The following is a 15,331-nucleotide window of genomic DNA, read 5'->3' on the forward strand; positions in this document are numbered from 1 at the left end:
TTTTAAAAACCATTTCCACAATTTTTACACAAAAGAGGGTTATCATTCGTTTGCAACAAGAATTTTCTTGTTATCTTAATGTAAAGGTCAAAACGATGAAAAAGTTAGCCGCTTTATTTTTAGTAAGCGTGTTGGGGGTTATGAGTTTAAACGCATGGGAGCAAACCCTAAAAGCCAATGACTTGGAAGTGAAAATCAAATCCGTGGGTAACCCCATTAAAGGCGATAACACTTTTGTGCTTAGCCCCACTTTAAAAGGTAAGGCTTTAGAAAAAGCTATCGTTAGGGTGCAGTTTATGATGCCTGAAATGCCTGGCATGCCAGCGATGAAAGAAATGGCGCAAGTGAGTGAAAAAAACGGCCTTTATGAAGCGAAAACCAATCTTTCTATGAACGGGACATGGCAGGTTAGGGTGGATATTAAATCTAAAGAAGGCAAAGTTTATCGCGCTAAAACAAGCCTGGATTTATAAGCGCATGCTGTCTTTTATAAGCGCGTTTGATAAAAGGGGCGTTTCAATACGCCTTCTAAGAACTTTTTTACTGCTTTTTAGTTTGGGTTTGGCTAAAGATTTAGAGATCCAATCTTTTGTGGCTAAATACCTTTCTAAAAATCAAAAAATACAAGCCTTACAGGAGCAAATTGACGCTTTAAATTCTCAAGAAAAAGTCGTTAGCAAATGGGATAACCCTATTTTGTATTTAGGCTACAACAACGCTAACGTGAGCGATTTTTTCAGGCTGGATAGCACCTTAATGCAAAACATGAGCTTGGGTTTGTCTCAAAAAGTGGATTTAAATGGTAAAAAACTCACGCAATCTAAAATGATCCATCTAGAAAAACAAAAAAAGATCTTAGAGCTTAAAAAAACCAAGCAACAATTGGTGATTAATCTAATGATAAATGGCATTGAAAACTATAAAAACCAACAAGAAATAGAGCTTTTAAACACAGCGATTAAAAATTTAGAAAACACCCTTTATCAGGCCAACCATTCCAGTTCGCCTAATTTAATAGCGATTGCCAAGTTAGAAATTTTAAAATCGCAATTAGAAATCAAAAAAAACAATTTAGAAGAAGCCTTGTCTAGCAGCCATTATTCCATGGGTGAATTGACTTTTAAAGAAGATGAGATTTTAAGCATTGCCCCTAAAAATTTTGAATTCAATAATGAACAAGAGCTATATAACATTAACGCTACTAATTACGATATTGCGATCGCCAGGATTGATGAAGAAAAAGCGCAAAAAGACATTACTTTAGCTAAAAAAAGCTTTTTAGAAGACGTGAACGTTACTGGGGTGTATTATTTCCGCTCCAAACAATACTATAACTACGACATGTTTAGCGTCGCTTTGTCTATCCCTTTGCCCATTTATGGCAAGCAGGCTAAATTAGTGGAGCAGAAGAAAAAAGAAAGCTTGGTGTTTAAGAGCGAAGTGGAAAACACCAAAAACAAAACGCGCCACCTGGCCCTAAAACTCCTTAAAAAATTAGAAACCTTGCAAAAAAACTTGGAAGCGATCAATAAAATTGTGGGGCAGAATGAAAAAATCGCGCAAATTTATGCGCTTGATTTGAAATCTAATGGCGATTACAACGCTTATTACAACGCTTTTAATGACAAAATCACCATTCAAATCACCCAGCTTGAAACCTTGAGCGCTCTAAATAGCGCTTATTTGTCCTTACAAAACCTCAAAGGATTAGAATGAAACGGCTTTTATTATTAGCCCTATTTTTTAGCCTCTTATTGGCTAACGCTCAAGAAATTAAAGAGACTCAAGAGACTAAAAAAACTAAAGAAGCTAAAAGCCAAACTCATTTTAATATTTCCACCACTAAGGTTATAGAAAAAGAATTTTCTCAAAGCCGGCGCTATTATGCGATTTTAGAGCCTAATGAAGCGCTGATTTTTTCTCAAACCCTGCGTTTTGATGGCTATGTGGAAAAGCTTTATGCGAATAAAACCTATACCCCCATTAAAAAGGGCGATAGACTCTTGAGCGTGTATTCCCCTGAATTAGCAAGCGTTCAAAGTGAGCTGTTATCATCATTGAAATTCAACCAGCAAGTGGGAGCGATTAAAGAAAAATTAAAACTACTAGGGTTAGAAAACTCTAGCATTGAAAAGATCATTAGCAGCCATAAAGTCCAAAATGAAATGACTATTTACTCTCGTTTCAACGGCGTTATTTTTAAAAAAAGCCCGGATCTCAATGAGGGGAGCTTTTTTAAAAAAGGGCAAGAGTTGTTTCAAATCATAGATTTAAGCCAATTGTGGGCGCTTGTTAAAGTCAATCAAGAGGATTTAGAATTTTTAAAAAACACGCATCAAGCGATCTTGTTCGTAGAAGGGGTTAAAGGCAAGCAAGCAATCGCGCTTGAAAACATCAACCCCATCATAAATGCGCAAGACAAAATGCTAGAAGCGCGTTTCAATGTGCCTAATCTTAAACAGCTTTATTACCCTAACATGTTCGCTCAAGTAGAAATCTTTCAAAAACCAAAAAAAATGAAGATTTTGCCTAAAGAAGCGGTTTTGATTAAGGGGGGGAAAGCTATCGTGTTTAAAAAAGATGATTTTGGTTTAACCCCCCTAGAGATTAAAGCCGTCCGCTTGAGCGATGGGAGTTATGCAATTGTAGAGGGTTTAGAAGCGGGCGAAGAAGTCGCTAATAACGCTTTATTCGTGCTAGACGCTGACGCTCAAAACAACGGGGATTATTGAATGATAGAAAAAATCATTGATGTAAGCGTTAAGAACAAACTCCTTACCACTCTAGTCACTCTACTCATTTTTTTAGCCTCTTTGTGGGCGATAAAAAGCGTTCGTTTAGACGCTTTGCCGGATTTAAGCCCCGCTCAAGTGGTCGTGCAGATCACTTACCCCAATCAAAGCCCTAAAATCGTGCAAGAGCAGGTTACTTACCCGCTAGTTTCTACTTTCATGAGCATCGCTAACATTGAAACGGTTAGGGGGATTTCTAGTTATGAAAGCGGTTTGATTTACATCATTTTTAAAGACGGCGTCAATCTGTATTGGGCTAGGGATAGGGTTTTAGAGCAATTAAACCGAGTGAGCAATTTGCCTAAGGACGCTAAAGTAGAAATAGGGAGCGATTCCACTTCTATTGGCTGGGCGTATCAATACGCCTTATCTAGCGATAGCAAGAATTTAAGCGATTTGAAAGTCTTGCAAGATTTCTATTACCGCTATGCGCTTTTAGGGGTTGATGGGGTGAGTGAGGTCGCAAGCGTGGGGGGCTTTGTGAAAGATTATGAAGTAACGCTTCAAAACGATTCTCTGATCCGTTATAACTTGAGTTTGGAACAAGTTGCTAACGCGATTAAAAATTCCAATAACGATACCGGTGGGGGGGTTATTTTAGAAAACGGGTTTGAAAAAATTATAAGATCGCATGGCTATATCCAATCTTTGAAGGATTTAGAAGAAATTGTGATTAAAAAAGAAGGGGCTATCCCTTTAAAAATCAAAGATATAGCCAGCGTTAGGCTAGTGCCAAAACCGCGCAGAGGAGCGGCTAATCTCAATGGCGATAAGGAAGTGGTAGGCGGGATTGTGATGGTGCGCTATCACGCTGACACTTATAAGGTGCTTAAAGCCATTAAAGAAAAAATCGCCACCCTACAAGCGAGTAACCCTGATGTGAAAATCACCAGCGTGTATGACAGGAGCGAATTGATTGAAAAAGGCATTGACAATTTGATCCACACGCTCATAGAAGAAAGCGCGATCGTGTTAGTCATTATTGCGATTTTTTTACTGCATTTCAGGAGCGCTTTAGTGGTGATTATCACTCTGCCTTTAAGCGTGTGCATCAGTTTCTTGCTCATGCGTTATTTCAATATTGAAGCGAGCATCATGAGTTTGGGGGGCATTGCGATCGCTATAGGGGCGATGGTGGATGCGGCGATTGTGATGGTGGAGAACGCTCACAAGCATTTGCAACACATTGACACAAAAGACAATATTCAAAGGGTTAATGCTATCATGCAAGGGGTTAAGCATGTGGGGGGCGCGATATTTTTTGCTTTAATGATTATCGTGGTTTCTTTCTTGCCTATTTTCGCGCTCACCGGTCAAGAAGAAAAGCTTTTTGCCCCTTTAGCTTACACCAAAACCTTTGCCATGCTAGTAGGAGCGCTACTCTCTATCACCATAGTCCCTATTTTAATGGTATGGCTCATTAAAGGGCGGATTTTAGAAGAGTCTAAAAACCCTATTAACGCTTTTTTCATGAAAATTTATGGTGTGAGTTTGAAGGTTGTGCTTAAATTCAGATACGCTTTTTTAATAGCGAGCGTCTTAGGTTTAGGGGGTTTGTATCTAGCGTATAAAAAACTTAATTGGGAATTTATCCCCCAAATCAATGAGGGGGTAATCATGTATATGCCTGTAACGCTTAATGGCGTGGGCATTGACACCGCTTTAGAATATTTAAAAAAAAGTAATGCCGCTATCAAGCAACTGGATTTTGTCAAACAGGTTTTTGGTAAAGTGGGGCGCGCTAACACCAGCACCGATGCCGCCGGTTTAGGAATGATAGAAACCTACATTGAATTAAAGCCAAAAAACGAATGGAAAGAAAAGCTCAGTTATAAAGAAGTTAGGGACAAATTGGAAAAAACCCTGCAATTAAAAGGCTTGACTAATTCATGGACTTACCCCATTCGTGGCAGAACGGACATGCTCTTAACCGGCATTAGAACGCCCCTAGGCATCAAGCTCTATGGTAATGACACGGACAAATTACAAGAATTAGCGATCCTTATGGAGCAACAGCTCAAAGCCCTAAAAGAGAGTTTATCCGTCTTTGCCGAGCGATCCAATAACGGCTACTACATCACGCTGGATTTGAACGATGAAAATCTGGCTCGTTATGGCATCAATAAAAACGCCGTGTTAGATGCGATTAAATTCGCTCTGGGCGGAGCCACGCTCACGACCATGATTAAAGGCGTAGAAAGTTATCCCATTTCTTTACGCTTAGAAGACACCGAAAGAAACACCATTGAAAAATTAAAAAATCTCTACATCAAAACCGCTTACAATTACATGCCCTTAAGGGAATTGGCCCATGTGTATTACGACAACTCGCCGGCGGTGTTAAAAAGCGAAAAGGGCTTGAACGTGAATTTTATTTATATTGTGCCACAAAATGGTATCAGCTCTGACACTTACAGGCAACTGGCTCAAAAAGCGCTAGAAAAAATCCAATTGCCTAACGGGTATTATTATGAATTTAGCGGCGAAAGCCAATATTTAGAAGAGGCGTTTAAAACCCTACAATACATCGTGCCGGTGAGCGTGTTTATCATTTTTATTTTAATTGTCTTTGCTTTAAAGAATCTCACCAATTCCTTACTATGCTTTTTCACTCTGCCTTTTGCGTTTTTGGGGGGGTTGATTTTTATGAATCTCATGGGCTTTAACATGAGCGTGGCGGCGTTAGTGGGCTTTTTAGCCCTTTTAGGGGTGGCGAGCGAAACGGCTATTGTGATGATCATTTATTTAGAAGACGCGTTTCAAAAATTCATTAAAACCCCTTTAAAAGAGCAAAATAGCGTCGCCTTAAAAGAGGCCATCATGCATGGGGCGGTGCTTAGGGTAAGGCCCAAGCTGATGACCTTTTTTAGCATTTTAGCTTCACTCATTCCGATCATGTATAGCCATGGCACAGGTAGTGAGATCATGAAATCCATCGCTGCGCCCATGCTAGGGGGCATGATGAGTAGCGTTGTTTTAACGCTTTTTATTATCCCTACGGCGTATTTTGTGATTAAAAACGCTAGGGTTAGGAAACATGAATATTAAAAAAAGCCTTTTCTAATACATGGCTTTGGACTAAAACCATGTAAAGAATGGTAGGGAGCGTGATGCTTAAAACGAACGCCTTAAAAATGCGGTGCAAAAAGATGACGGATAAAAAAGCGGTGATTTCATTGATCCCATAAGGGGGTTTTAAAATGTGAATGTCTTTAAAACAATAAACCACGAGCATGCCTATCACTGAGCATGATAAAGCCCTACCCAAATAACGCACAAAGTCGTTGGGCGGGTTTTTAGCGTTAAACACCATAAAAGGCCAAATGCGCGTGAAGTAAGTCGTTATTATGATGACTAAAATAATGAGTATAGAATGCGTTAACATTCTAACTGCTTTCTAAACAAAATGAGGGCAAGCACCATTAAAACTAAAGCGATGAGCAAAAAGTATTCAGTCCCAAAGAGCGCTAAACAAACAACCGCAATAATAATCCCAAGCCATGCGTTTTTGTGGTTCGTGTTTCGTTTGTATTGCTCCATAAACAGCACGATAAAAATCGCTGTCATCACAAATTCCATGCCTTGAGTGTCAAAGGAAAAATGCGATCCGGCTAACGAACCGATTAAAGAGCCAATAACCCAATAAGAATGGTTGAGTAAGGAAATGCTAAAAATAAAGTCTTTTTCACTCACCCCCTCTTTAGGAGCGTATAAATTCAATAGCGCAAAGGTTTCATCCGTGAGCGCATGCACTAAATAGGGCAAACGCCATTTGGTGTTTTTAAATCGATCTAGCATGGAAAGCGCATAACAAGTCTGTCTCGCATTCACTAGCAAGCTCACAATAACGACATTCATCAAACTCGCTTGTGCGCTCAAAAGCGTGATCGCTACAAACTGCACCGCCCCAGCATAAATGAATAACGACATGAACAAAGCGACTTTATAATCATAGCCATGCTGGACTAAAAGCATTCCAAAAGTCATTCCCATAAGCAAATACCCTAACAAAATAGAAATGGTATGAGGGAAAGCGTCTTTGAAGGCTTTTAGAAAATCATGCATCAACAACCCTCTATTTAAACCAGTCTTTAATTTTAGAAATACAGGTTTCTAAAACGCTTTTATGCGGTTCGCTCTCATAGCCAAAACTCGCATGCAATTTTTCCAATAACCCTTGCTGTTCTTTATTCAAGCTTTTTGGATAAATCACTTGCAATTCCACGATCAAACTCCCCCTATAAGAGCTTTCAGGGTGTTTCACGCCCTCGTTTCTAAACACAAAAGTTTGTTTGTCTCTAGCGTTTCTAGGGATTTTTAATTCCAGTTCGTCCCCTTTTAAAGACGGCACCTTAATGGTATGCCCTAAAGCGATAGTGGTGAAAAACACCGGCACTTCAATGAACAAATCACAGCCTTCGCGCTTGAAATGCTCATCTTCTTTGACTCGCGCTTCTAAATACAAATCCCCTCTTTTCCCCTTCTCGTATTCATTGCCTTTATGTTTAAGCACCATGCGGTTTTGATCATCAATGCCCTCAGGGATTATCGCATCAATTTCTTCATCTTTAAGAATGTAGGTTTTACCCTTGCACGCTTGACATGGGGTTTTAATGATTTTGCCCTTGCCTTGACACGCCCCACAAGTTTGCGCAAAACTCATAAAACCTTGACGCATGAACACCTGCCCCTGCCCGTTGCATTGTTTGCAAGTCTCTAGGGCTTTATCTTTAGCGCCCGTGCCATCGCAACTTTCACAAACGCTCTGGTATTGGGCTTTAATGGTTTTTTTACAGCCAAAAACCGCTTCTTTAAAACTCAATTCAATGGTTTGCAAATAATCCGGCGCAATAGAGCTTTTTTGCCTTTTACTCCCCCTAGTGCCAAACCCAAAAGCGTCTTCAAAAAACGAGCCTAAATCTTCAAAAAAATCAGAAAAATCGCTCTGGCTCGCGCCGGCTTGGTTTAAGCCCTTTTTACCATACCTGTCGTATAAGGCCCGCTTCTTTTCATCGCTTAGCACCCCATAGGCTTCATTGATGAGCTTGAACTTTTCTTCGGCTTCTTTATCGCCGGCGTTTCGGTCTGGGTGGTATTTTAAAGCCAGTTTTCTGTAAGACTTTTTAATGGTCTCTTGGTTGCTGTGTTTTTCCACTTCTAAAATTTCATAATAACTCAATTCCACGATCGCTCCAAAAATGGCATCAAAACGCTTATTTTACCTTAAAAGCGATAATTTTGCGTGTTTTAGCACATGCCAAAACTTAGATAAAATAACACGATGAAACTATAGTAATAAAGATAACCTCATGAGATTTTTTTGCTTCTTCTTATTTTTTCTAACCTTTTCAAACGCACAGATAATGATGACTTTTGATTCTCAAACTAACGCCAAGCTCTCGCGCTCTAACGAACAGCTTTCTGACATGCTCTATAAACTCAATGAAAGTTTAAGGATCTATCAAAGCGTGCTTTCCAACAACCAGGATCAACTTAAAGAAATTAAAAAGGCTAACAGCACCCTAACTAGCCAGAGGCGTTTTTTTAACGCTAGTCAAATCCGCCTTATGGACACTGATGCGTTATTGAAACAAAGCGCTTTGGAATTAGAAAAATTACAAGCTTTAGAAAAACGCTTAAAAGAGAGCATGGAACAAGAACGCTTGACAAAAGAATCCCAAACGCTTTTCTTGCAAGAACATTGCCCTTATTTGAGCGGTGTTAAGAATTTAGAAGAGGCTTCAAACGCTTTAGAAGTCCAAGAGCAAAACAACGCCCTTTTCTTACTCAAAGAGCCCAAACTCGCCCATTTGCTCTCGCAATTGGATTTGATGAGCGCTTTAAACGCTTTGTGCGATCAAGTTTTAGAAAATCAAATGCATAACCAACAATCCCATAACAAAACCCTAGAATACAACGCTCTTATAAACCATGATTTTCAAGCCTATAAAGCCATGCGTTTGAAAAAATTAAAAAACAAGCTTCAAAACCAAATCCAAGCTAAAGAAGACGCCCTAAAAACCTTTTTACCCTTAGAAAAACGCCTAGAAACTTTAAAAACGCATTTTTTATGCGATAAAGAAAATCTCAAATCATGCGCTAACCAATTGCGCCAACGCTACCAAAACGCCCTAATAGAGCGGGACAAAGAATTAAAAGACGCTAAAAACAATAAAGAAAAGCATGCTCTGATCTTAGCCAATTACGAACACACTTTAAAAACCTTGAATATAGAATTTTTAAGCGAATTGAGCAAGCAAATGGCGTTTTTGAATGAAACCATGGCACTAAACGCCCGAGTTTTAGCCCTTTTAGCCAAACAACCGACTAAAAAGCCCCTAAATTTAAGCGGTGATTTGAGCAATGAAAAGGCTTCCATTAAAAATATCCGCTTAGATCCGCATGGATTCCCTAGCTTTGAAAATTTTAAGCGAGAGTAGGACAATATTTGACAAGCAAAAACAATTAGAGTAAAATAAGAGCATAACTTCTAGGAAGGATCTCTTTTATATTAGGAGATCCCACGACCCTTGTGAACCCATAGAATACAAGTGCGAACCCTAGATATTTTTATCCGTTCCTTTTTTCAACACTGACATGTTGAAAGGAGCGGAGCTTTCCTTATATTACTTAGGATTTAAGAATGTCAAAAAAAGTAGCTATACTTGTGGATGGAGACTTTTTTATAAGATGCTACAAATCTCATCTTAAAAAGCAGTCTAGTGACAAGTATGAAAGTTTTAACCCAAAAAAATTAGCACACCATACTCATACTTATTGCCTAAAGCATATCAATAAAAAGAATGATGAAGAACTATACCGCATATTTTTTTACGATTGCAAGCCATTAAAGAAAAAGGCTCATTATCCATACACTCAAAAAGCTCTAGATCTATCAAAAAGCCCAACCTATAAAGAAAGGGAAGAGTTACACGAACACTTAATTTCCAAACCTTGCTTGGCGTTAAGGTTGGGGTATCTTGACGAGAAAAATGCCAGATGGGTCATTCGTGACCAAGAAAAAGAAAAGAAACTTTTTAACAGGAGAATAAGTATAGAGGAATTTCAAAATGATGATTTTATCTATCACGCAAAGCAAAAGGGCGTTGATATAAAGATAGGACTTGATATAGCCACTTTAGCGTTGAAAAAATTAGTGCAAAAAATCGTTTTAATTTCTGGTGATAGCGATTTTGTCCCTGCTTCAAAACTTGCTCGAGTTGAAGGTATCATTTTCACTCTTGATCCTATGGGAAATCATATTAGAGAGGATCTAAAAGAACATATTGATTACTTGACCACCAGGTTGCCACAATTTAAACAACAATGATAACGCCTATTCAATAAAACATTAAGAGACTGCCAAAAGGCGTATCTCTTAGTTCTTTAGTTTTTAAACAATCACGCCCCCACCCAGCAAGATGTCATCTTGATAAACGACCAAAGCTTGCCCTTTAGCCACGCCATAAAAAGGCTCTTTAAACTCCACTTCAATCACCTCATCTTTTAAACTCACAAACGCTTTAGCAGGCACGCTCCTGTAACGAGCTTTGATAAAATATTCGCCCTTTTTAAAATCTTTCATTAAAGACTTGTTTTGAGCCTTAAGGGAATGCGTGGCTAGATCTTCTTTTTTGCCCACGACTAGCTCGTTCTTTTTAGCGTCAATCCCCACCACAAAATGCGGCTCTAACGCGCCTTTAATACTAAAGCCTTTGCGTTTGCCAATCGTGTATTGCATATAGCCCTTATGCGTGCCAATGATTTCGCCTTGTAGGTTTTTCACCACGCCCTCTTTTTCCACTTCAACATGCTTTCTTAAAGTGTCAATGTAGCTTTTTTCCACAAAGCAAATTTCTTGAGATTCCTTATAAGTCTCTAAAGTGCCTAAAAAAGGCATCGCATTCAAGGCTAAAGGCTTAATATCCTTTTTTAACAAATCCCCTAAAGGGAACACCAATTTAGCGATGACTTCATGCTCTAAAGCGTATAAAAAATAGCTCTGATCTTTAGTTTTATCCAAAGCTTCTTGAATATAACTTATTTTGTCAATTTCTTTGACTCTCGCATAATGCCCGGTAGCGATCTTTTCACACCCTAATTTTAAAGCGTGATCTAAAGCTAATCCAAATTTCATTAAAGGGTTGCACAACGCGCATGGGTTAGGGGTTTGCCCTTCTTCATACGCGTTAATAAATTCATCATAAACCGCGCTTTTAAAATCCTTTTGAAAATCCAACACTTCTAAAGGAATGCCTAAAAACTCGCACGCTTTTTGAGCGTTTTTAATGTATAAATCGTGTTTTTTTTCACTCGCATGGAGTTTTAAATAAATCCCCACCAATTCATGCCCTTGCTCTTTTAAGCTATAAGCGCTATAAGAGCTATCCACCCCCCCACTGAGTAATACCGCTATTTTCATTGTTATTCTTTCATTCAATGGATTATGGCTTGTAGTCTAGCGCAAAAACCATTCATAACTGCCCTTTTTTAACCATTGGCATGCTAAAATACCTAAAGATTTTTTAAAATCGCATCAAAAGGAGAAACAAAGGGTAATGGCCAAAATTGAATTGTTAGCCAGATTCACGCAAATCGCGCTCCCTAACAGCCACCCTTTATTGAAAAAAGTTTTAAACTACGCTAAAAAGCATTTCAGCCAGTGCCACATGCTCTCTTCGTCGTTACTCATTTTAAACGACACGGAATGCTTTAAGAAAAATTACTTGCTTAACTGGGTTTATCATGCCCTTGAATGCACGCATGAAAAGGATATTAGCGTGCATTCTTTAGAAGAAATCTTGCAAAAAAGCCGCTTGCCCATACGCATCAAAATCATGGCTCAAAACACGCTTTTAGAAAAAATAGAAGTGAAAGTTTTAATCTTTAGTGCAGAATATGCGCTTTTTATCACCAAGCACCCTATCGCCAAGCGGTTTTTACGCCAAAAATTCAACGGCTATGTGTTTTTAGAAACCCAAGATGAATTGCATATAAGAGGCGATTCAGAGCGTTTTTGGGAACTTATTGTAACGCTCCATGAAAACAAGATCGTCCATAACGCATGCTTAGATTTCATCTACCCTAATGGTTTTGGCAAGGACAGCTACACCACTATAGCGGAGCGCAAATTAAGAGAATGCTATAAAACGCTAGGGTTTATCAAGCATGAGAATTTCAGCGAAGTCAAAAAGCGCTATTTGGAATTAGCCAAAACCTACCACCCTGATTTGTGCGATCTTAAAGAAAAAAAGGCTCTTTATGCCAAACGCTTCGCAATCATTCAAGAGGCTTACCGCCACATTAAAAAACACGCTTAAACCCCCAAACTAGCCCTAATCGCGCTAGAAGAAATCGGTGTATCAATCCCTTTTAAAGGGTGGTAACGCCCCTTAAATTGGATCTCTTCATAGCCAATCCTTTCAAAAACCACTAATTCCACCCTTTTTAAAAGCTCTGTAGCGTTTGTCCAAGAAGAAAGATGCCTCAAGCAATCCGCTCCTATGACTAAATACAGCGTTTTAGGGCGATAGAGCTTTTGAAAATGAAGCACGCTTTCTATCGTAGGTACAGCCCTTTTTTGCTTGATTTCAAAATCGCTCAACAGCACCCTGTCTATTCCCTTTAAAGCTCTTTCTAATTCTTTAAAACGGGTTTTTGCGTCTAAAAAGCATGGCTTTTTGAAAGGGTTTTGATAAGCGGGTAAGACAATCAGCTCAGCGAATGGCAGTAATTCTAAAGTTTGCTCAATAATGGCTAAATGAGCCTTGTGCAAGGGATCAAAACTCCCTCCATAGAGCGCTAATTCTTGGCATTCTAACACGCTATTCATTGTATTCAAAGCTAGACGCCTTAGTCAATTTAGCGAATTTAACCCCCCTAAGCCCCCCAATCTCTAATTGCAAGCGTTGGATTTCATGCGAATTGCCTTGCAAAATGATCGTCTCCAAGCAATTATGCGCGTCCATATGAATGTGCGTGGTGCATAAAACATGCGTCCCACTCGCATGCTGGATGTCTATCATGCGCTGGTTTAATTCCCTTTGATGGTGGTCATAAATCACTACCAGCACGGCGATTTTACTCTCATTGCTAGGATTGTCTTCTGCCCAATTGTCTTCTACTAATTTTTCTCTGATCATGTCGCGCACCAATTCTGATCGAGAAGAATAGCCGTTTTTAATGATGCGGTTGTCCAATTCGTCCAATAAATTTTGTTGTAAAGAAACCGAAAAGCGGATGATTGAATCGTCTTTATTGTGTGTATCCATTTGAGAAAATCCTTTTTGGCATGAGTCTATTAAAAGCCGCTCATGCTACTATCTGTGAGTTAATTTAAAATTAACGATTATAGTATAAACTCGGCTAGTATTTGGAATAGTTGGTTATAAGGTGGTTTTAGCGTTTGAATTTAATTACAATTACTAGGTTAATTATCATTGACTTGTTTATTATTAAAACAATATAATCAACAATCCAATGTTCCTTTATCATTTTGGAGCATTCATGCGAAAAAGCGCTTCTTAAGAGTGCATGCTCTATAGAATGCGGCTGTATGGCATGCGGCTTTAGTTTTAAGGGGATTATTTTATCGTAACAAGGAGTTTTTATGGGCGGTTTTTCAATGGCAATGTTGAAAGATTATGTGGATGTGTTTGTTTTTGCGGTGCTTGGCGTGGCCAGTTTTTTAGCCTTGTGGTTTGCGATTGAAAGGATTATTTTTTATTCCAAAGTCAATTTGAAGGCTTACGATGATATAGATGCCCTCAATCTGGATTTAACCAAGAATCTAACCATTCTCTATGTGATTTATTCTAATGCGCCTTATGTGGGCTTGTTAGGGACGGTTTTAGGGATTATGGTGATTTTCTATGACATGGGCGTGAGCGGCGGGATGGACGCTAAAACGATCATGGTAGGTTTGTCTTTGGCTTTAAAAGCGACCGCTTTAGGGCTTGCTGTGGCGATTCCCACTTTGATCGCTTATAATAGCTTATTGAGAAAATCCGATGTGTTGAGTGAAAAATTTAGGATCATGAAAAAATGAAAAGCATCAGAAGAGGCGATGGGCTGAATGTTGTCCCTTTCATTGATATTATGCTCGTTTTGCTAGCGATTGTGTTAAGCATTTCTACTTTTATTGCGCAAGGTAAGATTAAAGTCAATCTCCCTAACGCTAAAAATGCGGAAAAAACGCAGTCAAACGATCAAAAAGTGGTGGTCATCTCTGTAGATGAGCATGACAATATTTTCGTAGATGACAAACCGACGAATTTAGAAGCTTTGAGCGCTATGGTCAAACAAACAGACCCTAAAACCCTTATAGACTTAAAAAGCGACAAAGGCTCTCGTTTTGAAACTTTTATCAGCATTATGGATATTTTAAAAGAGCATAATCATGAAAATTTCTCCATCTCCACGCAAGCTCAGTAAAGTTTCAACGAGTGTTAGCTTTTTAATCTCTTTTGCCCTATACGCTATAGGGTTTGGCTATTTTTTACTGCACGAAGACGCCCCAGCGCCTTTAGCGCAAGCCGGGACCACTAAGGTTACCATGAGTTTAGCCAGCATTAACACCAATTCTAAAGTGAAGACGAATGCCGAATCCGCTAAACCCAAAGAAGAGCCTAAAGAAAAACCCAAGAAAGAAGAGCCAAAAAAAGAAGAACCCAAAAAAGAGGTTACAAAGCCTAAACCTAAACCCAAACCCAAGCCAAAACCAAAACCTAAGCCTGAGCCTAAGCCAAAACCCGAGCCTAAGCCTGAGCCTAAAGTTGAAGAGGTTAAAAAAGAAGAGCCTAAAGAAGAACCCAAAAAAGAAGAGGCTAAAGAGGAAGCTAAAGAAAAAAGCGCTCCTAAACAAGTAACGACTAAAGATATAGTCAAAGAAAAAGACAAGCAAGAAGAGTCTAACAAAACTTCTGATGGGGCCACTTCTGAAGCGCAAGCCTATAACCCAGGGGTGAGCAACGAGTTTTTAATGAAGATCCAAACCGCTATTTCTTCTAAGAACCGCTACCCTAAAATGGCGCAGATTAGGGGCATTGAGGGCGAAGTGTTGGTGAGTTTTACGATCAATGCTGATGGGAGCGTTACGGACATTAAAGTCGTCAAAAGCAACACGACAGATATTTTAAACCATGCGGCTTTAGAGGCCATTAAAAGCGCGGCGCATCTATTCCCTAAACCAGAAGAAACCGTGCATCTAAAAATCCCTATCGCTTATAGCTTGAAAGAAGACTGATTAGTCTTTCTTTTAAGGGCGGTTTTTAAGCCTTAAAAGTTAGGCCAAAACCCCTATTTTTCGCAATTTACAAAAAAAAAAAAAAAACAAAATCTCTAAAATTTAGAGCTAAAATTAGCCATAAAATTCCATTTATTGCTTATAATACGAAGTTTCTTTGTATCAAAGAAAAATCTAATAAAAGGAGAAAACATGAAAATCAAAAAATCCCTCTTACTCTCTCTTTCTCTCGTAGCTTCATTATCAAGAGCTGAAGACGACGGATTTTTTATGAGCGTGGGCTATCAAATCGGTG

At 39.0% G+C, this 15,331-nt stretch carries 16 protein-coding genes; 10 read left to right on the plus strand and 6 right to left on the minus strand.

What is annotated here, in order from left to right:
• The first annotated feature begins 95 nt into the window (after positions 1 to 95).
• Genes crdA through EAL44_RS02980 form a run of 4 tightly spaced genes read left to right on the plus strand, consistent with a single transcriptional unit; the run spans position 96 to position 5,840 of the window.
• The gene (gene crdA, locus EAL44_RS02965; protein ID WP_000731626.1) at positions 96 to 473 is read left to right on the plus strand and encodes a copper resistance determinant CrdA; all 378 of its coding nucleotides are present in this window, start codon (positions 96 to 98) and stop codon (positions 471 to 473) included.
• A gap of 4 nt (positions 474 to 477) precedes the next feature.
• Positions 478 to 1,716 carry a copper resistance outer membrane protein CrdB gene (gene crdB / locus EAL44_RS02970; RefSeq protein WP_121074497.1) on the plus strand — a complete coding sequence of 413 codons (1,239 nt, stop codon included), beginning with the start codon at positions 478 to 480 and terminating at the stop codon, positions 1,714 to 1,716.
• Positions 1,713 to 2,732 carry an efflux RND transporter periplasmic adaptor subunit gene (locus EAL44_RS02975; RefSeq protein ID WP_121074500.1) on the plus strand — a complete coding sequence of 340 codons (1,020 nt, stop codon included), beginning with the start codon at positions 1,713 to 1,715 and terminating at the stop codon, positions 2,730 to 2,732. The genes crdB and EAL44_RS02975 overlap by 4 nt, the downstream gene beginning before the upstream one ends.
• Positions 2,733 to 5,840, plus strand: a complete 3,108-nt coding sequence (locus tag EAL44_RS02980; RefSeq protein WP_121074502.1) for an efflux RND transporter permease subunit — start codon at positions 2,733 to 2,735, stop codon at positions 5,838 to 5,840.
• Here EAL44_RS02980 and EAL44_RS02985 read toward each other — a convergent pair.
• The 3 genes from EAL44_RS02985 to dnaJ are packed head-to-tail and all read right to left on the minus strand — an operon-like array spanning position 5,821 to position 7,977.
• A complete protein-coding gene (locus tag EAL44_RS02985; RefSeq protein ID WP_121074505.1) occupies positions 5,821 to 6,177 on the minus strand; it encodes a branched-chain amino acid transporter permease in 357 nt (118 codons plus the stop codon). The genes EAL44_RS02980 and EAL44_RS02985 overlap by 20 nt on opposite strands.
• On the minus strand, positions 6,171 to 6,857 hold the full coding sequence (gene azlC, locus EAL44_RS02990; protein WP_121074508.1) for an azaleucine resistance protein AzlC: 687 nt from the start codon (positions 6,855 to 6,857) through the stop codon (positions 6,171 to 6,173). Before azlC ends, EAL44_RS02985 begins: the two co-directional genes overlap by 7 nt.
• A 10-nt stretch (positions 6,858 to 6,867) precedes the next feature.
• Positions 6,868 to 7,977, minus strand: a complete 1,110-nt coding sequence (dnaJ, locus tag EAL44_RS02995) for a molecular chaperone DnaJ (RefSeq protein ID WP_121074510.1) — start codon at positions 7,975 to 7,977, stop codon at positions 6,868 to 6,870.
• Between the two features lie 181 nt (positions 7,978 to 8,158).
• Here dnaJ and EAL44_RS03000 point away from each other — a divergent pair, with 181 nt between their 5' ends.
• Together EAL44_RS03000 and EAL44_RS03005 are read left to right on the plus strand one after the other, a co-directional pair.
• The gene (locus tag EAL44_RS03000; protein ID WP_240448877.1) at positions 8,159 to 9,232 is read left to right on the plus strand and encodes a hypothetical protein; all 1,074 of its coding nucleotides are present in this window, start codon (positions 8,159 to 8,161) and stop codon (positions 9,230 to 9,232) included.
• Positions 9,233 to 9,435: 203 nt separating this feature from the next.
• A complete protein-coding gene (locus EAL44_RS03005; protein ID WP_121074516.1) occupies positions 9,436 to 10,122 on the plus strand; it encodes an NYN domain-containing protein in 687 nt (228 codons plus the stop codon).
• A gap of 63 nt (positions 10,123 to 10,185) precedes the next feature.
• Here the strand turns inward: EAL44_RS03005 and mnmA are convergent, their stop codons facing one another.
• On the minus strand, positions 10,186 to 11,214 hold the full coding sequence (mnmA, locus tag EAL44_RS03010) for a tRNA 2-thiouridine(34) synthase MnmA (RefSeq protein ID WP_121074519.1): 1,029 nt from the start codon (positions 11,212 to 11,214) through the stop codon (positions 10,186 to 10,188).
• 136 nt (positions 11,215 to 11,350) lie between these two features.
• Here mnmA and EAL44_RS03015 point away from each other — a divergent pair, with 136 nt between their 5' ends.
• Positions 11,351 to 12,112 (plus strand): J domain-containing protein, encoded by a 762-nt coding sequence (locus EAL44_RS03015; protein WP_121074523.1) that lies wholly within the window; start codon positions 11,351 to 11,353, stop codon positions 12,110 to 12,112.
• Here EAL44_RS03015 and nadD read toward each other — a convergent pair.
• Both nadD and nikR read right to left on the minus strand, forming a co-directional pair.
• Positions 12,109 to 12,624 (minus strand): nicotinate (nicotinamide) nucleotide adenylyltransferase, encoded by a 516-nt coding sequence (gene nadD, locus EAL44_RS03020; protein ID WP_162970333.1) that lies wholly within the window; start codon positions 12,622 to 12,624, stop codon positions 12,109 to 12,111. The genes EAL44_RS03015 and nadD overlap by 4 nt on opposite strands.
• Positions 12,617 to 13,063 (minus strand): nickel-responsive transcriptional regulator NikR, encoded by a 447-nt coding sequence (gene nikR / locus EAL44_RS03025; protein ID WP_000379501.1) that lies wholly within the window; start codon positions 13,061 to 13,063, stop codon positions 12,617 to 12,619. The genes nadD and nikR overlap by 8 nt, the downstream gene beginning before the upstream one ends.
• A 338-nt stretch (positions 13,064 to 13,401) precedes the next feature.
• Here nikR and exbB point away from each other — a divergent pair, with 338 nt between their 5' ends.
• From exbB to EAL44_RS03040, 3 genes are read left to right on the plus strand one after another with little or no spacing between them, the layout of a single operon-like run.
• A complete protein-coding gene (gene exbB / locus EAL44_RS03030) occupies positions 13,402 to 13,839 on the plus strand; it encodes a TonB-system energizer ExbB (RefSeq protein ID WP_052917474.1) in 438 nt (145 codons plus the stop codon).
• On the plus strand, positions 13,836 to 14,225 hold the full coding sequence (gene exbD, locus EAL44_RS03035) for a TonB system transport protein ExbD (protein WP_121074528.1): 390 nt from the start codon (positions 13,836 to 13,838) through the stop codon (positions 14,223 to 14,225). The genes exbB and exbD overlap by 4 nt, the downstream gene beginning before the upstream one ends.
• Complete coding sequence (locus tag EAL44_RS03040; RefSeq protein ID WP_121074531.1) at positions 14,191 to 15,036, plus strand: energy transducer TonB family protein; 846 nt, start codon at positions 14,191 to 14,193, stop codon at positions 15,034 to 15,036. Before exbD ends, EAL44_RS03040 begins: the two co-directional genes overlap by 35 nt.
• Positions 15,037 to 15,331 lie beyond the last annotated feature (295 nt).

The organism is Helicobacter pylori, assembly GCF_003637685.1.
Classification (GTDB): Bacteria; Campylobacterota; Campylobacteria; order Campylobacterales; family Helicobacteraceae; genus Helicobacter; species Helicobacter pylori_CJ.